The organism is Saccharibacillus sacchari (assembly GCF_037722395.1).
Classification (GTDB): domain Bacteria; phylum Bacillota; class Bacilli; order Paenibacillales; family Paenibacillaceae; genus Saccharibacillus; species Saccharibacillus sacchari_A.
The window spans coordinates 89,942-112,367 of record NZ_JBBKAR010000043.1; the positions used below are offsets into that span (position 1 = coordinate 89,942).

A 22,426-nucleotide genomic window follows, 5' to 3' on the forward strand; every position below is an offset into this window, starting at 1 on the left:
GGCAAGACTGCCTGTCTTGCATAAGGCTGTCGCTTGGGAGATTCGGCTCCCGGGCGGCAACCTTTTTTGCTTGCTCGCTTTGCGGTATACTTTTACAATCGATCGTAAGGAGGCAAGTCGAAATGGAAAATAGCAAAATCGTGATACGCGCCGCGCTTGAAAACGATTATGCGGAAGTCGCCCGTTTGAATACGCAGCTTCAGCGGCTTCATGCTCAGGCAAGGCCGGATTTGTACCGAATGCCGGAAGAGGCGCTGCCTGCCGATAGTTATACCGATTGGATCGGCGACGCCGAACGTTTTTTGTGGGTCGCGGAAATCACCGCCGAATCGAACGTCGTGCCGGGATCGTTTCCCGAATTGTCGGCTTACCTGCTATATCATTTCGAAAAAAAGCCCGGCAACTGCGCATTGCAAAGCCGACACGTGCTGTTCGTCGACGATCTGGTCGTGGACGAACGGTTGCGGCGAAGCGGAATCGGCACGGATCTGATCCGGCTACTGCAACAACGAGCCCGCGAAGCGTCGGTCGATACGATCGAACTAAACGTAGCGGGATTCAACGGCAAAGCGGCGGATTTTTACGAAACTTTGGGCTTTTCGGTTCAAGCCAGCCGGTTGGAATTTGGAATGGCGCAAAAAGGGTTATAGAGAGGGAAGGTGTTTTTAACAAAAGGAGGATAAGCCGTGAACGGATACTCAAGCACCGCCGAAAAGCAGCCGCCGCGCGAAGTCGGAAACGGTCGATCGAGAAGTCTGGTATCCGGCATTCTGTTCGGCATCGGCTGCATCGCATTCGTGGATGAAGTCGTGTTCCATCAACTGCTGCATTGGCATCATTTTTACGATAAATCCACCACCGCGGCAGGACTGGTGTCGGACGGTCTGCTGCATGCGTTCAGTTGGTTCGCTTCTGTCGCTTCCTTGTTTCTGTTAGCCGATCTGCGCCGAAAAAGGGCATGGATTCGTTCTCGCTGGGTAGGCGGAATTTTGCTCGGAGCCGGATTTTTCCAACTTTATGACGGCATCGTGCACCATAAACTGATGCAACTGCATCAGATCCGGTACGGCGTGGAAATCAGCGTGTACGATTGGACATGGAACATAGCCGGAGCGCTGCTGCTTGTAGCGGGCATCGCTATGATCGTTCGGACAGGCGGCGAAAAATCGGAAACCCGCGAACAGGAAACGATGCGTGCAGAATAGCCGAAGTTTCGTTGACGCGCATGCCGGACACGGTCACGGATCGGATACGCCGACGATAGGCCCTGTTTACCATGCGGCTGACGGCTTAGGCGATTGGATTTCTCTCGCGCTGCTCGCTTTGCCGTTGATGCTGGCGTATGCGGCACTGGCGTATTGGACTTCCAAGCGATACAGACGTTGGCCGGCTTCGCGATCTTTGTCGGGGTGCGCGGGAATCCTGCTCTGTGCGTCGGCGGTCGCGGGACCTCTGGCGCAAGCCGCGCATAGCAGCTTCACCGCGCATATGCTCGGCCATCTGCTGCTCGGCATGTTGGGTCCGCTGCTGCTCGTATACGCCGCGCCGGTCACCTTGCTGTTTCGCGCTTTGCCGCGCCGGGCGGCTCGGTTTCTGACGCGCTTGCTGCGCAGCCGCTTTGCCGCCGCGATCTCGCACCCCGTTACGGCAGCGTCACTGAATGTCGGCGGATTATGGCTGCTGTACACGACCGATCTGTACGCCGCCATGCACGCGTCCGTCGCGCTGCATGTGCTGATTCATGTTCACGTGTTCGCCGCCGGGTATCTGTTTACGTCTTCGATCCTGCCGGTCGATCCGTCTCCTCACCGAACCGGCATGAAGCTGCGAGGCTGCGTGATGATCTTGTCTTTCGCGGCGCACGGGATACTGGGCAAAACGCTGTATGCTTTTCCGCCGGCCGGCACCGATATTCAAGACGCCCGGCAAGGCGCGCAGTTGATGTATTACGGCGGTGACGGCGTGGATTTGCTGCTGATCTTGTTGTTTTGTTACCGGTGGTATCGTTCGGAAAACGGCAAACCGGGTATACATAGGTGAACGTTGTTTGATCGGCGGCCGCTGCGGACGTTCGCGCGGAGCCGCCTATTCCGAAGCAGAGAGGAAGAACAACCATGACGAAATTTTTGCAAGATTTGCTGGATCACGCGAACGGATCGCTGCGTCCGCAGCCGCTCGATCCGCTGAAGATCGTATCGGGGCGCGTCGTCGCCTGCGATCCGCTTACCTCGACGCTCGAAGCGTTCGAGTACGAGGTCAAGCCAGGCACGTATCCGGTGTTTGCGTGGCATAGCGAACAGAAAGGAACGGTCGCCGGAGCAGAGCTTCGTTTTTCCGAAAATAAACCGGTGCGCTGGGAATTGGCCGTGCGTCCGGGTCAAGACAAAAGCACGCTGAAAGAAAACGAGTTGTTCGGCTATCCGGTCGATGCGGGCATTGGAAGTTTCGCCGACGAAGACGCGATCCGCGCGCTGGAAGCGTTGGATGGTCGGCTTCAGGAAGAACTCGGCGACGAATACATCAGCTTGTACGACGACCTGATCGCCGATGTGCTGGAAGAGCACGACGACGTATGGGGCAACCTGACCTCGGACGAAGAAACCGGATTAAACGTGATCATGTTCACCTCGGGCTTCGGCGACGGTTTTTACGCTTCCTATTGGGGAATCGACGAACACGACGAAGTCGTGTCGCTGCTGACCGATTTCCAGGTGGTGCAAGACAGCGACGCCGAGAAAGATCAAGCGGAATAAAAGGTTGATGCGCCGGGAGGCTTTACGTCTTCCCGGCGCTTTTTTGTCTGTTGCACCATTCTTCGTGGTACAATGCAGAAAAGCCGAACAGGGAGAGGTTCGATCATGAACAGAGCGGTACATAAGCAAGGCCCGGAATATGCGAGAAAAGACAGCGCCGAAGCCGGTTTGAGCCTGTCCGAAAAAAGAAGCACGCTGCAACATGTCACCTTGCTGCTGGAACGTGCCGGAGTCGACTACGTCGTTGGCGGAAGCGGAATGCTGCTCGGACTGGGGCTGACGGATAACGTACGCGATTGGGACCTGATGACGGATGCGCCGGAAGCCGAAGTGCGCGAAGCGCTTGCCGGTATGGAGCTGGTCGAAGAAAACGGTTCAAGCGAGCTATACGGAAGCGGCCGCAAGCTGCGAATCGAAAAGACGAATCCCGAAGTAGAGATCATCATCGGTTTCGCGATTCGCTTTGACGGGCAAAACTGCCGGATGCCGGCTTTGACGGCGGGCGTTCGGGACGGGCTGCGGATCGCCAGTCCGGAAGTATGGATGGCGGCCTATGCACTGATGGGACGAACGGAAAAAGCGAATCTGCTGGAGGGCTATCTTCAACAAAACGGAGCGGATCGTCAGGCGGTTGCCCGAATTCTCGAAGAACCGCTGCCCGCCGAACTATCGGAGAAGCTGAAGCGCCTTCCCCTGATTCCCAAACAAGGTTGAAAAAAAGCAGCCCTGTTTTGCCGGTTTTCCGGGCGAAGCAGGTCTGCTTTCTTTTTTTGAAAATGATAGAGCGGCGCTTTTGCCTGCATCGGCATGTCCGACTCAATCGCTACAACTTCCGGAGTTTGACGAGATCGTTGTGATCGGTCCCGGCATTTTCCTGCGATTGACGAGTACAATGCTGCCCGCAATCATCAATAGGCCAACCAGCAAAGAAAAATTCGCTTTTTCACCCAACAGCAGGATACTGAACAGATTCGACAGAACCAGGATCAGAAACGTATACGCGCCGACCGTGCTGACTTCTCCGGCGTCGATCAAAAGGAAGTAGATCAGCCAGCCGCAATGACGAAGACGGAAATAAAAAGCAAAATGCTGACGAATTCAGTATTCCATTCGATAGCCTGCCAGCTCTCCGTACCTGTACCCAAGAGCAGAAGGGCCGCGCCGCCGATTATCAGTTGCATCGTTACCGCCCAGACGGAGTCCAGTTTCGCTCCCTGTTTCTTCATATATACAGTGCCGAGTATACAGTACCGAGCGCCCAACATAGAGCAGACAATAACGCGAGCACGATTCCGAGCGGAGAAAGGTGACCTTCAAGTCCGCCGATGCTGATGACCGCGACGCCAGCAAATCCAAGTATCAGCCCTGCAATTTTGAATCGGTTTAATTCCTCGCCGAGCCAAATGCGGGAAAACACTCCGAGTAGAATCGGCTGCAAAAATACAAGCGTCGAGAAAAGTCCGGCTGTCAAATAAGCGATTCCGGCCGTTTGCAAGCCGTAATATCCGCTTACGTTCAGCAGACCGAGCAGCACGTAATGTCCGACATTGTGCTTCCAGCGTAACGTAGGCATTCGGCGTAGCGCAAAAGGGAGAAGGATTAGGCCGCCGATCAATGTACGCATGCCGGAAAAGAGCAGAGGCGGCGTATGCGGCAGCGCCATTTTGTTTAACGGCCAGTTGATTCCCCAGACAACGATTAGGAACAATACCAAGACGCGTTTTGTGTCCGATAGTCGGGATATAGTAAACTGATACGGGGAAGTTTTTTACCAAAAAAAGATCGAGGAGGAACAGAAGATGGCGGAAGAAGCAAAGCGCAGTATGGAACCATTCAAATGGGTAGACCACGGTCAAGGCAAAGCCTCGGTGATTTTGACTGCCGGACTTTATAAGGATGAAGTATTTGCGGAGCGTGCAGACGAGGGCTTTGAAGGGAACGGTTACGATTGGGCTTCTCTCGCTTCCGTATTTCTGGAAGAGAAAATGCCGCATCTGGCCGACCGTGTCAAATTCGATCCGGAAGCCGATATGTTTGCCGCTTATTCCGATGATGTCGAAGCACTGGAACTGTTCGTTTACGGGTTCAAAGACGCTTGCGAGGATGACGTACTGATTCGAGAACTCTTTTCCCGGGCAGAATTGGATTAAAGACCTAAGTCCCGATCTTGCATGAGAAAAGCCCCGGTTAATAATTCGTTCGAATGACGGGTATTCCCCCACCAGGTGTATTGATACTATGAAAAAGCTTTGTTATTTATCACTTTACGCGTTAAATTGTCGGAAAAGCGTTAAAAACAAGGCGCTTTGGTTTAATAAGCCGAAGAGACATATTTATCAGAAACCAGGAGGGTACATAATGAAAAAAATGTGGACGGCCGTATTTTCGGCTATGTTGGTTGTAAGCATTACAGCGTGTGGAAACAACGAGGAAACAGCGACTACCGAAACTCCGGCGGCGACGGATACGACGGCACCTGCGGAAACGACGACGGAAACGCCTGCGACTGAAGCAACGGAAACGCCTGCTGCGGAAGAACCGGCGGCTGAGGCATCGTCAATGTCTGCGGAAGAACTGTTGAATAAAGCTCAAGCCGCGACCAAAGAGCTGAAGAGTTACAACATGGTAGCGGATATCGACCAAAGCATGACGCTTAACGGCGAAGAAAACACGTCCAAAACGACGATGAATACGGATATCGTGCTTGATCCGATCAGCGGGTACCAAGAAATTAAAGCGGACGCGGCAGGCACTTCGACGGATATCAAGCAGTACATCACGGCTGACGCGATCTACATGGAAGTGGAAGGCCAATGGAGAAAGCTTCCGGAAGAACAGCGCGCGCAAATGATGAGCACCCTGGAAAGCGGATCGAATCTGGAAGCTTCGTTCGATCAATTCAAATCCGTTGCCAGCGACATGAAAGTGACTGAAGAAGGCGACGATTACGTGTTGACCGCTTCGCTGTCGGGCGACAAGATCAAATCGATGGCTTCGGACATGCTGGGCGGTAGCGACGAACAATCCGCGGCGGCTCTCGATCAAATGAACATCGAAGAAATGAACCTGACTTACGCGCTCAACAAGGAAACGTTCTATCCGACCAAATCGCTGATTGATATGACGATGTCGGCGGACAGCGGAGAAGGCGACCAAGCGATGAGCATGTCGATGCACATGGTCATGGACAGCACGATTTCGAAACACAACGAGATCAAAGAGATCACGGTTCCTCAAGACGTCGTAGACAGCGCGCAATAAGCTTTTATGATTTGCGCATATGCGCACGAACCGGAATAAAAGGATAAAGTCGGCTGCGATTTCGCGGCCGGCTTTTTTCGTCTGCCCGGAATCGGCTTCCCACAAGCGATAATATGGGATATGCTAGAAATTAATAAAAAAGATTAGCGGCCAAAGGTGGAATCGGACCATGACAACAATTGACCATTTTACTATTATCGAAACCTTTTCCGACAATGGCCGCAAAGCGGTTTATCGCGCGGTAAATCAACATTCCGACGAAACCGTGATTTTGAAACTGTTGCGTTCAAGATCGGCGGATTCGCAAGAAGTGATTCGTTTTAAAAAAGAATATCTTTTATTGGAAAAGTTGAGTGCCCAAATAGAAGGAATCGTACGCCCGATCGGACTTGAAGAACGCGGAGGCATGCTGCTGTTGGAGCTGGAGGATATCGGTGGATATTCGCTGGATCGCATATGGGCCGAAAAACGACCCGAATCCCAATCTTTCCTGCGCGCCATGGTATCTTTTATCGGGATTTTGGGCGAGGTGCATGCGCAAGGCGTGATCCATAAAGACATCAAGCCTGCCAACCTGATCTGGAATACGGCAACCAACAAGCTACTGCTGATCGATTTCGGATTGTCCGAAGACTCGGTATCGAACGATATCGAATCCGTAAAGCAGACTGCGCTGCCGGAAGGCAGTCTTTCGTACATGTCCCCCGAACAAACAGGACGGATCAATCGGAGTATCGATTTCCGAACCGACTATTATTCTTTCGGGGTCACCTTGTACGAACTGGCTGTCGGATCTCGGCCCTATCGGGAAGACAACGCGCCGGAGTATCTTTTTTCATTAATGGCCAAACACCCCGTTCCACCCCATCTGGCGACACCCGAACATGCCTCTCCCGCTTTATCCCATATCATCATGAAGCTGTTAAGCAAGTCTCCCGAAGAACGGTATCAGACGGCGGACGGTATCAAAGCCGATCTGTTGCGCTGCATTCATGGAGAAACGGACTTTGAACCGGGAGGCCAGGATCGTCGCGAACGATTCCGCTTGCCGCAGCGGTTATACGGGCGAGAAGCCGAGCTTGTTCAGGCTTCAGCTTTTTTCGACTCCGTCGCCGGAAGGCCGCCGAGATTGCTTAAGATAGTGGGCGAGGCCGGCACCGGTAAGACCGTTTTTGTCGATGGGCTGCGAAATGCGGTCTCCGGGGAGAACGGTCGCTGGGCCGAGGGGAAATGCGATCCTTACAATCGAAGCGTTCCGCACGCGGCTCTTATTCAGGCATTCCGCGGGCTGATCGTCCAAATGGCGGCCGAAGAAACGGGAAACGATGTGCGGCATTCGGAAATGGCCGAAAACTTGCGCAGGGAACTGGACGGCAGCGGAATCCTGATCACGCGCTTGATTCCGGAACTTGAAGCTTGGATCGGCGCTTCGCCTGAGCTGCGTACGCTTGCGCCTGCCGAAGATACAAGCCGCTTTTTTCTGAGCTTTGCCGCTTTTGTTCGAGGGTTGTTGGACGACGGAAGGCCGCTGTTGTTGTTTTTGGACGATATGCACCGCGCGGATCATGCCGAAATTCAGCTGGTGGAACGGTTGATGCTCGATTCGAAGCTGCGGGGACTTTGCGTGGTCTGGGCTTATCGTCCCGACGAGCTGGGCGAAGGCCATCCTTTGCTTGAAGCGACGGAGCGGATTCGCGCCGTCCGCGAAGTCGGCAAGATCGAACTGGGCTTGCTCGGGCAAGAAGCGGTCGAAGCATTGGTTGCCGACACCCTGCAAGCCGACCGGGAAAAGGTTCGTTCGCTGGGAGAAGTGGTGCGTCTCAGAACGCGGGGCAATGCTTTGTTCGCCGGGGAAATTTTGCGTGAATGGCATCGGGACGGGCTGATCGTATTCAACGCGCCGAGCGGGAGCTGGGAATGGGAAGCGCAGCGCATCGCGGAAATGCCGGTCAGCGAAGACGTGCTCGGGTTGTTGATGGAACGTCTGTCGGATCTCGGCCCGGATATGCGGCGTTTTTTGACGCTCGCGGCGGTGCTGGGCGCCGGATTCGATGCAAGCTTGCTTGAACGTACGGGAGAAGCCGATCGCGCGACCGTTGAACGCTGCTTGGAACAAGCGTTCGAAGAAGAATTGATCGTTCGTTACCCTTTTCCCGAATCAACGGCTTCCGCCGATTCGTCGGCGCGGTATCGGTTCCGGCATGACCGGATTCAGCAAGCCGCTTACGAGCTGCAACCGCCGGGAGAGATCGTTCAACTGCATCTGAGGATCGGGCGAGTCTGGCTTGAACGGCTAGGCGCCGATCCCTCCCAGCATGCAAAAGACTTGCTTGAAGCGATGGCTCATTTGAACAAAGGTCTGGTTTATATCGAAAACGAGGCCGAGCGCGAGCGCTTGATCCGTTTGAATATCGAAGCGGCCGGAATCGCCAAAGCGGCCTACGGTTACGACAAGGCATGGGCATTGGCAAAAGTGGCAACGGACTTGCTGGGCGACGCGCGTTGGGCTTTGCGTCCGGAGTTGACCCGTTCCGCGTTGTTCCGGTATGCGGAATACGGTTATCTGTGCCGCCGGATCGAAGAAGCGGATCAAGCTTGCGCGGAATGGATCGCCCAAACCCGAAATCCGTTGGAATCCGCCGGGCTTTACGAGATGCAGGCGGCGTCTTACTTCTACCTGGGCCTGATGAAAGAATCGTTGGATTCCGGGCGAAAAGGCTTGGCCTTGTTGGGTATTCGCTTGCCGGATCATGTCCGAATGACCGCGGTCGCGGCCGAATTGGGCAAAGTGAAGCTGAAGCTTGCCGCCACTCCGCTCCGGCGCCTGGAACAAAGCGGCGAAATGAGCGATCCCCGGGTCAAGCTGGCGATGCGTCTGTTGATCGGGATGTTTCCGCCGGCTTTTATTTCGGGCGAGCAGCCTTTATTCGGCTTGATCGTCCTCAAAAAAACGGCGCTTACGCTCAAATACGGCATCGCGCCGGAATCGGCGCTTGCTTTTACCGGCTACGCGCTGTTATTGTCCGGATTGGGAGACATTCAAGGCGCCTGGACTTTCGGGAATCTGGCGCTTCGTCTTAACGAGCGTTTCGACGATCTGCGATCGCGCAGCGCGACGCAGGTGCTGACGGCGTTATTCACGCGCATCTGGAAAGAACCCTGGCGCCGATTGCCGGAAGCTTTCGGCGAAGCGATCGACTCCGGTTTGCGTTCGGGCAATCTGCTGTACCTGGCGCACGCGTGCTACTATGTTAACCTATGGCATCCCGCGCTGGACATGAAAGCGCAGATCGAAGAAAGCGAAAAGCATATTGCGTTGATCGCGAATACGGGGCACCATGAAGCGTTGGCGACAGCCAAGCTTGCCCGGCAACAATGGAAAGGACTGGCCGGGTTGCTGGAAAATCCGTTGTCGTTCGATGATCCGCATTTTAGCGAAGCGGCTTGTCTGGCGCAGTTGGAAAGCGCGGACTATCAATCGGGAATCGCGATCTACCACTTATATAAAATGAAACAGTACTTCACCGCCGGACATTATAATGAAGCGGAACGTTACAGGGAACAAGCCGAAGTCTACGCAGGCGCGTTGGCGGGTTCGGCTTTTATGGAAGAGTATGCGCTGTACGGTTTTTTGATCAGCGCTTACGCCAGCCCTTCGCTCAACGCCGGAGCGAATCGCCGCAGGCAAACGGTCATGGGCCGCGAGTTTCGCCGTATTCGAAGTTGGGCTGCGCACAATCCGCACAACTTTGCTTGGCATGAATTGCTGTTGAAAGCGGAACGCGCACGAATATCCGAGCGTTCGGACGAAGCCGCCCGATTGTACGATCTGGCCTGCGCGGAAGCGGAAAATCAGGGTCCCGTTCGCTACAAAGCGCTGGGATTCGAACTGGCCGCCGCTTTTCATTTTCAACAAGGGCATATCGACTACGGGACGTATCTGCTGGGCAAAGCGGTATATTATTACGCCGTCTGGGGAGCGGAAGGGAAAGTGCGGCAGTTGGCGCAGCGTTATCCGCAGCACACCGTCTCGCGTACGCATGAACGCGCCCAGCACGGTTCGTTCACCGCTTCGTCGGACAGTATCGATCTCGACGTATTGATGTTGGCTTCGCAAGCGATCTCGCGGGAGATCGAACTGGATCATCTGCTTCAGGCGCTTATGGAGATCGTAATCAAAAACGCGGGAGCGCAGCGAGGCTGCATTTTGCTCCGGCAAAGCCCGATGATGGTCGAAGGACGGTATATCGCCGACGCGGACCGGATTTCGGTGGTAGTGAGGGAAACAACCTTATACGATCCTTTGCCCGAAACGCTGTTGAGGTCCGTCGAAGAAAGCGGCAAAACGCTGATCGTAGACGATGCGCGTACCGAACCTTCGCTGGTCGGCGATCCTTATATCCGGTTGCATCGTCCCCGCTCGATCGTCTGCATGCCGCTCATTAACCAGAACCGGACCGTTGCCGTCATTTACTTGGAAAACAATCTGGTCACGGGCGCTTTTACGCAAGAACGGTTGAAAGTCATCAATCTGTTGTCCCGGGATATGGTCTTTTCTTTAGAAAATGCCAGCCTGTACGAAGAACTGGAGCAATCCGAAGCCAAGTACCGCGAACTGGTCGATAATATCCAGGACGGCATTTTCATGATTCAGGAAGAACGGTTTGTCTACGTCAACGCCGCTTTGGCCGAAATGTTGGGTTACGGCGCGGACGAGATGCTGGGCGCTCCGTACGACGCTTTTATTCATCCGACGGATGCGGAGCGGGTGGAGCGTTATTACCGCAGCCGGATCGAAGGGGCGGAAACGCCGTCCGAATACGAGGCCGCGCTTGCGCACCGCGACGGCGTTCGGATCGTGACAGCGATACACAAAGTGAGCGGCGTATTTTACCGGGGCAAGCGGGCGGTTCAAGGAACCGTTAAAGACATCACGGCCCGAAAAAAAGCGGAACAGGAGCTTCGGCTTCACAAAGAAAACCTGGAGGAGATCGTCGCCGAACGCACCGAAGAGCTTAAACGCAACAACGAAGAACTGAACCGTTCCTTGAGCCTGATCGAACGGTTATCCATCACGGACGAATTGACCGGGCTTTACAATCGTCGTCATTTCAACGCCGTTTTTGCCGGAAGCGTGTCTCGCGCCAACAAAAAGCGAAATTCGTTGGCCTGCCTGATGCTGGATGTCGACTATTATAAAAAGTACAACGACACGTACGGGCATTACGAAGGGGATCAGGCGTTGAAACTCGTGGGCGAAGCGTTGCGGCGCAGCACTTCGGAAGGGCAAAGCTTCGCTTTTCGGCTGGGCGGCGAAGAATTCGGCATATTGCTGCCCGGCATCGAGCGGGAAGAATGCGAAGCGTTCGCGGAGAAAGTGCGCCAAGCGGTGGCCGCGTTAAACATTGAGCATGTGCAGAACCCCGGGATCGGCATTTTAACCGTGTCCGTCGGCGCGGTATGGGCAAAAGGCGGGACAGACATCGAAGAAGAACGGCTGTACAAAACGGCCGACGAAGCTTTGTACGCTTCCAAGCATACGGGACGCAACCAAGTGACGGTGCTGGAATACGATTGATCTATTTTCGGAATCGAAAAGGATGCCTAAGCGGGCGAATAGGACCGCTCAAGGCATCCTTTTTTTGCGAACGGCATACCGTTTTATCGCGAAGCGACGTGCGTTTTGACGCGATCTACCGGTTTTGGGCTTATGCGCGTTTGCTATAGTACGTCATAGCCTGAGGATATAGACGATCCCAAACCGGTATAGCCGTCTTTGGAAGCCGGAGAACGGGGAATCCTTATCGGACAAGGGATTGCTCCTTTTCGGCGCAAAAAGGGTGTTGGAACTGGTTATCAGGAATTCCGAGGGCTGAGCATGGAATTTGACTATAACGCCGTCTTAGTGGCTTTTGAGAGCGATTGACACTTTCCTTCCGGATGCCTAATATCATACTCAAAGTCCAGGACGGGCCGCCGACAGGCAGGCACCTCCGAATAACCGGCAGAGAGGAAGATCAACATGACGCAAGCGAAAAGTTCGAATTTGGGGTATCCGAGAATCGGCGAAAAACGGGAATGGAAAAAACTTCTGGAAGCACACTGGTCGGGTAAGATCGACGCAGCCGAGCTGGAGAGCGAAACGAAAAAACTTCGTCTGGAGTATCTGAAAAAACAGCGCGACCTGAAAACGGAATTGATTCCGGTCGGCGATTTCTCGCTTTATGATCATGTTCTCGATACGGCATTCACATTCGGTCTTGTGCCGCAACGCTTTACGGGCGGCGCCAACACCGCTTCGCATGACGAGAATTGCAACTGCGCAAGCGGCGGACATGACGAAGAGCCGACGACGGCAGCGGATGCGGGCACGGCATTTTTTGCTCCGGACGAAAACGGCGCGTACGTTCTCAATGCTTACTTCGCGGTAGCACGCGGCACAAAAGCATTCGCGGCTTCGCCGATGACCAAATGGTTCGACACGAACTACCACTATATCGTGCCTGAGCTGCAAGGGCTGTCGCCTAAGCTCACGGTTAACCGCCCGCTGGCCTTCTATCTGGAAGCCAAAGAAGAGCTGGGTATCGACGGCAAACCCGTCATCGTAGGCCCGCTGACTTTGCTGAAACTGGCACGCGGTATCGAAAACGATCGTTTCGACTCCCTGTTGGACGAACTGATTCCATTGTACGTGCAAGTGCTGAAAGAACTGAGCGAAGCCGGCGCACAATGGGTACAAATCGACGAGCCGATCCTGGTTCTGGAAACAAGCGACGAAGACGTGGCGCGCCTGCGTAAAATCTACGAAGCTTTCAATACCGCTACGCCTGAGCTGAACATCCTGCTGCAAACGTACTTCGAGTCGGTATCCCGCTACGAAGAAGTCGTACAGCTTCCGGTACAGGCGATCGGTCTCGACTTCGTCTATGACCGTGGTCGCAACCTGGCGGCTCTGGAAAAGAACGGCTTCCCGCAAGACAAGATTCTGGGCGTCGGCATTATCGACGGCCGCAATATCTGGCGTTCCGACCTGAGCGTGAAGCTGGAGCTGCTGCGCCGGATCGAAAAAGCCGCAAACGCGAAAGAGCTGTTCATTCAACCGTCTTCGAGCCTACTGCATGTACCGGTCACGACGCGCAGCGAAGAAAAGCTGGAAGCGAAGATCAAAAACGGCCTGAGCTTTGCCGACGAGAAATTGGCGGAAATCGCGACATTGGTTCAAGCTCTGAATGAAGGCGAAGAAGCGGCGGCTGCCGAAATCAAAGCCAGCGTGGACGCGGTTGCCGCTCTGAACGCGTCGCCGGAACGCAATGACGAATCGGTACGCGACGCACTGGGCAAACTGGATGCCAACCGTCCGGAACGTCTGTCGCCTTATGCGACGCGCCGCGATGTGCAAGCGAAGCATTGGCCTCTGCCATTGCTCCCGACGACAACGATCGGAAGCTTGCCGCAGACCACCGAAGTTCGTCAAGCGCGCAGCAAATGGAAAAAAGGCGAGTGGAGCGAAGCTCAATACGTGGAGTTCCTGCACGCCGAGACCGAACGTTGGATTCGTATTCAAGAAGAAATCGGCATCGACGTGCTGGTACACGGCGAGTTCGAGCGCAATGACATGGTTGAATACTTCGGCGAGCAGTTGGCCGGATTCACCACATCGTCTTTTGCCTGGGTACAATCTTATGGTTCGCGCTGCGTAAAACCGCCGATCCTGTACGGAGACGTGAAGCTGCTGAGCCCAATGACGGTCACAGAAAGTGCATACGCGCAGTCGCTCACGCAAAAGCCGGTTAAAGGCATGTTGACAGGCCCGATCACCATCTACAACTGGTCGTTCGTACGTGACGATCTGTCCCGTGCCGTCGTGCAAAACCAGATCGCTCTTGCGCTGCGTTCCGAAGTCAGCGCGTTGGAAGAAGCAGGCATCGGCATGATTCAGGTGGATGAGCCGGCGCTGCGCGAAGGTCTTCCGTTGAAACGCGAAGACTGGCAGGCGTACCTGGACGATGCGGTCTACGCATTCCGCGCTTCGACTACAAGCGTGCAGGATGTGACGCAAATCCACACGCATATGTGCTATGCCGAATTCGGCGATATCATCCAAGCGATCTCCGATCTGGATGCCGACGTTATTTCGATCGAAGCGGCGCGCAGCAACGGTAACCTGGTATCCGCGTTCGAAGACGATACGTACGACAAAGGTATCGGCTTGGGCGTATTCGATATCCACAGCCCTCGTCTGCCTGACCAATCCGAGATCGAGTCGATTGCCCAGCGCGCGCTTGAAGTTCTTGATCCGGCCCAATTCTGGATCAATCCGGACTGCGGCCTGAAAACACGGCGTGAAGAGGAAGTCTTGCCTTCGCTTCAAACGATGGTGGCCGCAGCCGTCGCATTGCGCGAGCAGTTCGCGAAAGCAGGAGCAGCAGGAGGCGCCGGAGCGACCGGCGACCGCATCTAATGGGGCTGCTCGACGAACTGCGAACAAGAGTGATCGTCGCCGATGGGGCGATGGGCACGCTGCTGTATCTGAACGGCATCGACCGCTGCTTCGAAGAGCTAAACCTGACCCGTCCCGAGCAGGTGCGCCAGATCCACCGGGCGTACCTCGGCGCGGGAGCCGAAGTGATCCAGACCAATACGTATGCGGCGAACGATCACAAGCTGAAGCGTTATAATCTGGAGTACGAGCTGGAATCGATCAACCGGGCAGGCGCCCGGTTGGCCCGCTCGGCCGCGGAAGGCACCGGGGCTTACGTTCTGGGCACGATCGGCGGTATCCGCAGCACCAAGCCCGGCGAAGTCTCGCTCGGCGAGATCAAGCGGAGCAACGAGCGCCAGATTGAAGCTTTGCTATCCGAAGGCGTAGACGGTCTGTTGCTGGAGACCTTTTACGATCCCGAGGAATTGCGCACCACATTGGCTTTGGCTCGCAAGAAAACGGATCTGCCGATCGTGGCGCAAGTCTCGACGCAGGACTCCGGTTACTTGCAAGACGGAAGCACGTTGGCTGAAATGTTTGCTATTTTGGAAGGTTTGGGCGCGGACGTAGTTGGGTTGAACTGTCGGCTCGGTCCGTTTCATATGAATCGTTATTTGAAGCAGGTTCCGCTGCCGAAGCATGCGTTTCTGTCGGCGTATCCGAACGCGGGTCTGCCCGAGTACAATGAAGGCCGTCTGAGATACCGTTCGGGAGCGGACTATTTCGGCAAAAGCGCTCTGGATCTGCGCGATCAAGGCGTGCGTCTGATCGGCGGCTGCTGCGGCACGACGCCCGAGCACGTAGCCGCAATGGTAGAGTCCGTAAAAGGCGCCGCGCCGATCACGGAGAAAATCACGGAAGCGCTTCCCGAAACAGAGGCGCAGCGGATCGAAGTGCGCGAGACGGTCGCCGAGCTTGCAAGCGCCAACGACGCTCCGCCGACGGAAACCTTGTTCCACGAGATCACCGCGGCCAAGGACCATTCGGTGATCGTCGAACTCGATCCTCCGCGCACGCTGCGTACCGAAGGGTTTTTCAAAGGCGTCCAAGCACTCAAAGAAGCCGGTATCGACGCGCTGACGCTGGCTGACAATTCGCTGGCAAGTCCCCGGATCGCCAACGAATCTTTGGCCTCCGTGGTCAAAAACAAATACGGCGTCAAACCGCTGGTGCACGTTGCTTGCCGGGACCGCAATATGATCGGGCTTCAATCCCATCTGATGGGTCTTGCTGCTTCAGGCATCAATCAGATGATCGCGATCACGGGCGATCCGTCGAAAGTCGGCGACGTACCGGGTGCAACATCGGTCTACGATTACAATTCGTTCGATCTGATCAAGCTGACCAAACAGTTCAACGAAGGCCGCCTGCCTTCGGGCCGTTCGCTCGGTCTGCGTGCGAATTTCTCGGTAGGCGCCGCGTTCGATCCAAACGTGCGCCATCTGGACAAAGGCGTGCTTCGCCTGGAGAAAAAGATCGCCGCCGGAGCGGATTATTTCATGACCCAGCCGGTCTATGACGAAAAACGGATCGAAGAACTGTACCATGCAACCAAGCATCTCAAGCAGCAGATTTTTATCGGCATCATGCCGCTGATCAGCGCGCAGAACGCTTCTTTCCTGCATAACGAAGTGCCGGGCATCCGCTTGACCGACGAAGTGCTGGGCCGGATGCAGCGTTACGAACACGACAAAGAAGCCGCGATGCAAGAAGGGATGAACATTTCCCGCTCTTTGATCGACGTGATTCTGGAATACTTCAGCGGGGTGTATATCATGACTCCGTTCCTGCGTTACGAGCAATCCGCGGAGCTGACCCGTTATGTGCACGAAGCGGCAGCCAAGCGCAAAGGACATCGCATTCAATAGGGCTAATCGAAATAGGGTTATTCAACTGTAAAAGGATTTCAGACTGCTTCCGTAAGGGGCAATTTGAAATCCTTTTTCTGATGGGCTGCTATTTGGATTGGTTTTTATTCAGTACCGATTCGAAGCACGACTTTACCCGCAAATTCCCGATTTAACAGACGGTGCGCGACTTCATTAAGATCCGTCCACGGAGCTTCAATAGATAGATGGGGCTTCAACTTCTGTTCCACCACGAGTTGGCCCAGTAAGGCAAGATCGGCAGGTCCGTTTTGTCGACCCAGCTCTTCGCCAAGGAAAAAGCCGTAGAGAGTCCGCCCGCCTGCCCCGGTAAACGCATGAATATCGAAATGAGCCGTGGATGAAGCTGAATATCCCATAGAAACCAGCGTCGCGCCAGGCTTGAGCATTGGTACTAACGCTGTTAGGGTATCGCCTCCTACCGAGTCGATGATGAGGTCGTAGGGACCTGAAACTTTGGCTCCGATAGGCGGGAATTCACCGACAATGACTTGATCGGCTCCTGCATCTTGCACCCAACCTGCCTTTTCTTGAGAACGAGCCGTGCCGACTGTCCATGCACCGCTCAGTGAAGCCAACTGATGAAGCATCAGCCCGACGCCTCCAGATGAACCTGTAATCAGTAGACGTTTGCCGATTAATAAGCCGCCTTTACGAAGGGTATACAGCGCAGAAAGTCCGGCAACCGGAAGCGTCGCGGCTTGAGTGACCGAAATACCCTCCGGAATTTCGGTCATGCTAGGTACAGGAACAGCGATTTGCTCGGCCCATGCCCCTCCAGTCAGCAGTCCGAAGACACGAGTCCCTTTTTTTGGACCTATACCGCTTGTTGCAGGTTCTATGACGATCCCTGCAAAGTCCCAGCCTGGGCGATAACCGTCACCATAATCGGAAGCATCCCGAACCTCGCCTTGATTAAGCGAAAAGGCTTCGACTTGTACGAGTGCTTCCAATAAGGTAGCCTTTGGAGCTTCCACCTTTCGTATTGCAAATCTACCGGTAATCGATGAATCATAAACAACAGCCTGGATCATGTGTATGACCTCCTCATCCTCAATGGTGATGCCTTGCTTGTGGTTGACAGGGAAGAGTATACTGGGGCCAACGCAAGGAACCAAGAGTAGACCTACACTTGACAGAACAAGATGGGGCGTAGAGGAGGCTATTGAAAATGAAACCAATCGAAATTCCCGTTCGATCTACTTTACAAGCTTTTCTGCGTGAGTCTGAACAAATCAGGATGCGTCGTCAACAAGCCATTGCCAATCCGTCGCATCCGTCTTTCAAGCGATTCACTCAACAGGAGTTGAATGACGAAGCCTGTCCCACGTATAAAAATTGGCTCATCGGTCGTTCCGCCCGTTTGCCGGATCGCAACACGGTGCTTGAAATTGCTGCTTATCTGGAATGTGACGGAGAGGAACGGAATACTCTGCTGTTAGCTGCTGATTATATTCCTGAATATGAACCGCTGACTGGACCGAAATTGGAGCAGGCCTTGGAGGTTGCCCATTCGCTAATGGATACGCTGTCCGTTCCGGCCTTGATAGCAACCGACGATCTGCGGATCAAAGGCTTCAATGAGTCGTTTATACGCTTGTTTGACCTTTCTGCGGATCTATTTACCCAGCAGGAGGTAACGATGGCCGACTTACACTTTAACCCGCAGCTTCCGGTACGAGGACGTTCGGTATTCGATGCAGAGTCGTTTACATTGTGGGAAGCACATATTCAAAGTGAAGTCCATGCGTGGAAGCAAGACCCCTTGCTGTCCCGTTATGGTGGACATTGGATCGATCGACATCGCAAGTATACAGAGTTCAATCGATACTGGAGCGAGAATAAGACACAACCTCCGGTGGAATCGATGGGTTCCAAGCTATGGCTTGCGAACATGGAAGGCGATCAGGAGCTAACCCGTATTCGTTATCGTAATGTGAGAATGGATACCGGCACCCGATATGGACTGAAGGTTGTGGCGTTTCTCTCGGTGGATGATCCGGCACGTCGTGTGTTTGAACGGTTGGCGGGATCGGCTGCTATTCATGAAAAAAAGAGCTTTCCATGCGTTCGCTGATGCGGCGCGGTGGAAAGCTCTTTTGTCGATCGGCGTGCCTTAGTCCATGATCCCGTCATTGTAATAATTGATAATATCCCGGCGGCGGATAATCCCGAGGAATACGCCGTCATGATCCGTTACGGGCACGAAGTTCTGATCAGCGGCGAGAGTCAGCATATCCTCCATATCCGCATCGATCACGACCGATTCATTATGCCGATACCGCTTGATGCTGCTCAGCGAAATATCGGACATCATCTCCAGATTGAAGTTGAACGTGTTTTTAAGCTTCCATAGCAGATCGCCTTCGGACAACGTGCCTACGTAGCGGCCTTGCTCGTCGATAATCGGTACTGCGGAATAATGATTCTTCTCCAGCAAATCCATTGCTTCCAGCATTGTAGCGGAAGAGGGGATATGCTTGACTTGATCTTTGGGCAGAAGAAAACGCGAGACTTCCATGTAAATATACACTCCTTAACCGTCGAATTTCCGAACCCTTATTCCTATTAAAACATAGTTGAGGTCTTTTTTGAACGTTTAGCGAGTTATACGACAAAAGCGTAACTATTTTAGCGGGCAGACCGTCTTTGATTTAGAAGGGTTTTTAAGCGGCTGAACAAAAGGTTATGCGGAAGAAAGGCGGAGATCAACTTGTTGAACCGATCGGTATTGAGCATTAGGGAGCAACGGCGTGAAGGCTTCCCTTGTAATTTTAAGCATGCGGATTTTTGGATCGATGGCCAGCGGTTGTATGATTCGATTCTAAGGTTGTATCCCAACATGGATGATATCGCTTGCCTGGGATTCGGGAGCGAAGCTTTTCAAAATAAACAGATCGACAAACTATTGTTGAACGTAGTTGCGGATTTTCCGGATGACCGACGTGCTCTTTATATCTGTCCGGCATGCGGCGATTTGGGTTGCGGGGCCGTGTCTCTACGGATCAAGCAGGAGGAGGGGATGGTTGTTTGGTACGACTTTGGGATTGAAAGTGAAGGGGATTCAAATCCAAGGGTGACTTCGTTGCCCGAGATCGGTCCTTTTTTCTTTGAAGAGGAAACTTATGCGGAAACCATTCGTGCTACTTACGGATTAGACGGTTTTCATTGGCCTAAAGCCGATTCTGACTATAACGAGGAGGCTGAAGTATGAGTCTGCGTCGTCATTGGGCTCTTTTTTCTTTGCTGGGACTGATTGCGATCGCGGTTATCCTCTCTTTTATCCGTCATGAGCCGGTTCGCTATGTAGAGGCTAAGGAAACGGAGGCGCCGCCGGCCATTGCCGATCGGATCAAGCAGGAAGGCGTGGAAGACCGTCTGATGCTTTTGGAACACGAGGGTTGGACGTACGCGTATTACGGTAGACCGGACAACGCCTACGAAAAAGTGCGCGTTCAGGTCATCGACGAGGGATTCTTTTATACGGTGAACGCGATCGTCGAACATGCGGATAACGAACAGTCGATCAACACGGACAGTCTGGTTCGTTTCCAAAATGAGTCCGGCAAAACAATCGAAATCGGAAAAACGGAAGTGCCTTGGGATTCATGAAATTGAGCAAAAGCGGCAAATAAACTGATAGAGAAGGATCGGCGGGGCGAAGTGTTGAAACTAGGAAGTAGTTAAATAGAAGGAAAGGGTGACAGATTGCATGTACGAAGAATTAAGCCAACGACTCGACGGCTTCGCCGGAAGCAAACGCCGAGTGAAGGAAAAAGTTCAACCGGAATGGATCGAAGCCGCGGAAAAAGAATTGGGTTATCGCTTGCCGGATTCCTATAAATGGTGGATTCAGGAATTCGGAATGCTCCGCCTGGGAGGGACAGAGATCTTTACGCTGGCGCCGCCGGAATTTCAAGAAGAAGCCCCTGACGATCTTATTAATCAATACCGTTTGAATATCGAGCAGGATTGGATTCCCAAAGACCGTTTATACCTATTCATGCCGGACGCGGATGCGGAATTCTTTTTCGATGTCTCGCAGCCGATTCGGGAACCTGACGTTCCGGTCGAATATCCGATTATGCTGTTTGAACCTTTTGGGGCGGAAGCCGAAGAATATGCGGCCGACTTCGTTTCTTTTTTGGATCGGTTGTTGCAAGAGAGAGGGCATTAGTAGCTTGGCCAAGTTAAATGTACGAAAAAAGATCGCCTGCTGCATCCTTGCGGATCAGCGGCGATCTTTTTGCATCGGTCATTTCGACGTCGCGCCTTCCGGCAGCAACGCTTTGATCCGAAACGCCATCCGCAGCCGCAGCGTTTCTTCCGGGTCTTTCAGACTGCGGCCGATGATCTCCTCGCACTTTTCCAAGCGGTAAATCACCGTGTTGCGGTGGATGTACAGCCGCTTGGCCGTTTCGGCGAGCTGGCAGTGTGTTTCCATATACACGGACAGCGTCTGAAGCAGCATATGGTGGTCTTTTAACGTCTCGTCCGTAAAGCCCTGCATCGTATCCGTGTAAAACTTGCGCAGATGCTCGTACGGGATCATGCGCAGGATTTCCGGCACTTCTTTGGGCTGATAAATTTCGATAAAACGGGTCTTGCCTGCGATTCCGCCGAAATAGAGAGCTTCGTTCGCTTCCTTATAAGAGATCGGAACATGGGCAAGCGGTTGAGCGTAACTGCTGAAGCCCAGCGAGAGATCGGAGCCGTAATGCGTGGAGATTTTGGTTTGCAGTCTCTCCAGCAGCGACACGAAAGACGGCTCGACCGTTTTCCAATCGTCGATCAGCGGCATGAGCAGCACATAGGCGCGGTCATGGGTGAACAGATGAAGAGGATAGCGGAAGTTGGCCAGCTCGGCTTCGAGATGCTCGGCGATCCGATCCTGTTCCGCTTTGTATTGGACGAAAGAAGTCGTTTTTTCCGTACCGTCCAGCTTGGCGACCGCGCATATGTAACGTTGGTCGCCGGACAGTCCGAATTCGCGTCCGCGGCTGGCGATCTCTTCGCTGCCGGAAAATGCGCCTCCGATAAAGTTGGCGAAAAAGTCGTTTTGGATACGCCGCCGGTTCTGCTTGAGCGCGTTCTCCTTCATTAACTCGAACGCGATGACGTTGGTTGCCTGTTCGACCGTCAGAATGATAGAGCTTTCGGATAACGGAACAAACCCTTCGATGCACAGATAATGAAGCTGGCGATGGGTATAGACCGGGAAAAGAGTCAATGTCTCGCGCTTTTCGTCCAAAAGGGAAAATGTCGAACAAATCGAAGGCGTCTCCAGAAAATGTCCGCCTCCGGCTACGGAAGCTTCAAGTCCGGCCGCTGTGGAAGCTTGTGAGAACTGTCCCGAAATCGGCTGTAAATAAGGACCGAGCAGCAGAACGGGCAGGTGCAGCAAAGAAGACAGTTGGTCGAGAAGTTTGGGAATGCCTTGGCCGCTCATAATTTGTTGGGTAAATTGGCGATGGGTCTGCATGGCGTTATGAAGCTCGGTTGTCCGCATGTCGAGGATATGACTGAGTGATTTATTGACGATATCCCCCAGCGAAGTATTGGCAGGAAGCTCCAAGAGCGGAAGATTTAACTCATTGGCCAGCTGCACGGCGGAATCGGGCATACTGCCTAGATACCGTTTGCTTTTGATACCGAGCGCGGCGCAACCTTGCAGGCTCATAACCCGAATCAGTTCAAGCAGCGCGGATAAATCGTCTTTTAAATGAAAAGCGGTTGTAATCAGCAGTTCGTTTGGTTTTAAATAAGGGATAATATCGGGAGCATCCATCATGTTTACGGTAAAGACTTCGCGATTCAATCCTTTTGCTCCCGCGGTGATGATCGTTTCGTTGAATACGGGCAGTTTCAGTAAGTCGTCGAGTTTCATTGTTTTCGTGCCCCTTTGGTTAACATGTACAACAAGTCTTTTGATTCTTCTACAATTCCGTGAATGATTTCAATGTGGTTTTATTCTACAATTAATCAATCGCATTTGCCAAGTCATTTAAACTAACATCGGTTAAAAATCGTATAGAGTTGGAATA

At 53.5% G+C, this 22,426-nt stretch carries 17 protein-coding genes and 1 pseudogene; 14 read left to right on the forward strand and 4 right to left on the reverse strand.

What is annotated here, in order from left to right:
- Positions 1–122 precede the first annotated feature (122 nt).
- The 5 genes from WKI47_RS16325 to WKI47_RS16345 all read left to right on the forward strand — a co-directional run bounded on the left by WKI47_RS16325 (position 123) and on the right by WKI47_RS16345 (position 3,467).
- The gene (locus tag WKI47_RS16325) at positions 123–650 is read left to right on the forward strand and encodes a GNAT family N-acetyltransferase (RefSeq protein ID WP_340228228.1); all 528 of its coding nucleotides are present in this window, start codon (positions 123–125) and stop codon (positions 648–650) included.
- Positions 651–686: 36 nt separating this feature from the next.
- Entirely contained in the window at positions 687–1,205 is a 519-nt protein-coding gene (locus WKI47_RS16330; RefSeq protein WP_425355473.1) for a DUF2243 domain-containing protein, read from the forward strand.
- A complete protein-coding gene (locus tag WKI47_RS16335; RefSeq protein WP_340228229.1) occupies positions 1,195–2,040 on the forward strand; it encodes a cytochrome c oxidase assembly protein in 846 nt (281 codons plus the stop codon). The genes WKI47_RS16330 and WKI47_RS16335 overlap by 11 nt, the downstream gene beginning before the upstream one ends.
- 74 nt (positions 2,041–2,114) lie before the next feature.
- Positions 2,115–2,753 (forward strand): DUF4241 domain-containing protein, encoded by a 639-nt coding sequence (locus WKI47_RS16340; protein ID WP_340228230.1) that lies wholly within the window; start codon positions 2,115–2,117, stop codon positions 2,751–2,753.
- A gap of 105 nt (positions 2,754–2,858) precedes the next feature.
- Positions 2,859–3,467 carry a hypothetical protein gene (locus tag WKI47_RS16345; protein WP_340228231.1) on the forward strand — a complete coding sequence of 203 codons (609 nt, stop codon included), beginning with the start codon at positions 2,859–2,861 and terminating at the stop codon, positions 3,465–3,467.
- Between the two features lie 102 nt (positions 3,468–3,569).
- Here WKI47_RS16345 and WKI47_RS16350 read toward each other — a convergent pair.
- Positions 3,570–4,497 (reverse strand): annotated as a pseudogene (locus WKI47_RS16350) (DMT family transporter).
- Between the two features lie 55 nt (positions 4,498–4,552).
- Here WKI47_RS16350 and WKI47_RS16355 point away from each other — a divergent pair.
- The 5 genes from WKI47_RS16355 (at position 4,553) to WKI47_RS16375 (ending at position 16,364) form a co-directional block, all read left to right on the forward strand.
- Positions 4,553–4,903: an immunity 51 family protein gene (locus tag WKI47_RS16355; protein ID WP_340228232.1), complete on the forward strand. Its 351-nt coding sequence runs from the start codon at positions 4,553–4,555 to the stop codon at positions 4,901–4,903.
- Positions 4,904–5,111: 208 nt separating this feature from the next.
- A complete protein-coding gene (locus WKI47_RS16360; protein WP_340228233.1) occupies positions 5,112–6,014 on the forward strand; it encodes a DUF6612 family protein in 903 nt (300 codons plus the stop codon).
- A 169-nt stretch (positions 6,015–6,183) separates the two neighbouring features.
- Positions 6,184–11,592, forward strand: coding sequence for a diguanylate cyclase domain-containing protein (locus tag WKI47_RS16365; protein WP_340228234.1), 5,409 nt, complete (start codon positions 6,184–6,186; stop codon positions 11,590–11,592).
- 444 nt (positions 11,593–12,036) lie between these two features.
- A complete protein-coding gene (metE, locus tag WKI47_RS16370) occupies positions 12,037–14,475 on the forward strand; it encodes a 5-methyltetrahydropteroyltriglutamate--homocysteine S-methyltransferase (RefSeq protein WP_340228235.1) in 2,439 nt (812 codons plus the stop codon).
- Entirely contained in the window at positions 14,475–16,364 is a 1,890-nt protein-coding gene (locus tag WKI47_RS16375; RefSeq protein WP_340228236.1) for a bifunctional homocysteine S-methyltransferase/methylenetetrahydrofolate reductase, read from the forward strand. The genes metE and WKI47_RS16375 overlap by 1 nt, the downstream gene beginning before the upstream one ends.
- Positions 16,365–16,468: 104 nt before the next feature.
- On the opposite strand, the gene WKI47_RS16380 is transcribed toward WKI47_RS16375, so the two are convergent.
- Positions 16,469–17,416 carry a zinc-binding dehydrogenase gene (locus WKI47_RS16380; protein ID WP_340228237.1) on the reverse strand — a complete coding sequence of 316 codons (948 nt, stop codon included), beginning with the start codon at positions 17,414–17,416 and terminating at the stop codon, positions 16,469–16,471.
- A gap of 137 nt (positions 17,417–17,553) precedes the next feature.
- On the opposite strand from WKI47_RS16380, the gene WKI47_RS16385 reads away from it, so the two are divergent.
- A complete protein-coding gene (locus WKI47_RS16385) occupies positions 17,554–18,459 on the forward strand; it encodes a hypothetical protein (protein ID WP_340228238.1) in 906 nt (301 codons plus the stop codon).
- A 39-nt stretch (positions 18,460–18,498) separates the two neighbouring features.
- On the opposite strand, the gene WKI47_RS16390 is transcribed toward WKI47_RS16385, so the two are convergent.
- Entirely contained in the window at positions 18,499–18,903 is a 405-nt protein-coding gene (locus tag WKI47_RS16390) for a CBS domain-containing protein (protein ID WP_037288880.1), read from the reverse strand.
- 192 nt (positions 18,904–19,095) lie between these two features.
- Between WKI47_RS16390 and WKI47_RS16395 the strand changes: the two genes are divergently transcribed.
- The 3 genes from WKI47_RS16395 to WKI47_RS16405 all read left to right on the forward strand — a co-directional run bounded on the left by WKI47_RS16395 (position 19,096) and on the right by WKI47_RS16405 (position 20,559).
- Complete coding sequence (locus WKI47_RS16395; RefSeq protein WP_340228239.1) at positions 19,096–19,596, forward strand: hypothetical protein; 501 nt, start codon at positions 19,096–19,098, stop codon at positions 19,594–19,596.
- Complete coding sequence (locus tag WKI47_RS16400) at positions 19,593–19,994, forward strand: hypothetical protein (RefSeq protein WP_340228240.1); 402 nt, start codon at positions 19,593–19,595, stop codon at positions 19,992–19,994. Before WKI47_RS16395 ends, WKI47_RS16400 begins: the two co-directional genes overlap by 4 nt.
- Before the next feature lie 100 nt (positions 19,995–20,094).
- On the forward strand, positions 20,095–20,559 hold the full coding sequence (locus tag WKI47_RS16405; protein WP_340228241.1) for an SMI1/KNR4 family protein: 465 nt from the start codon (positions 20,095–20,097) through the stop codon (positions 20,557–20,559).
- A gap of 78 nt (positions 20,560–20,637) precedes the next feature.
- On the opposite strand, the gene WKI47_RS16410 is transcribed toward WKI47_RS16405, so the two are convergent.
- Positions 20,638–22,269: a PucR family transcriptional regulator gene (locus WKI47_RS16410; protein WP_340228242.1), complete on the reverse strand. Its 1,632-nt coding sequence runs from the start codon at positions 22,267–22,269 to the stop codon at positions 20,638–20,640.
- Positions 22,270–22,426 lie beyond the last annotated feature (157 nt).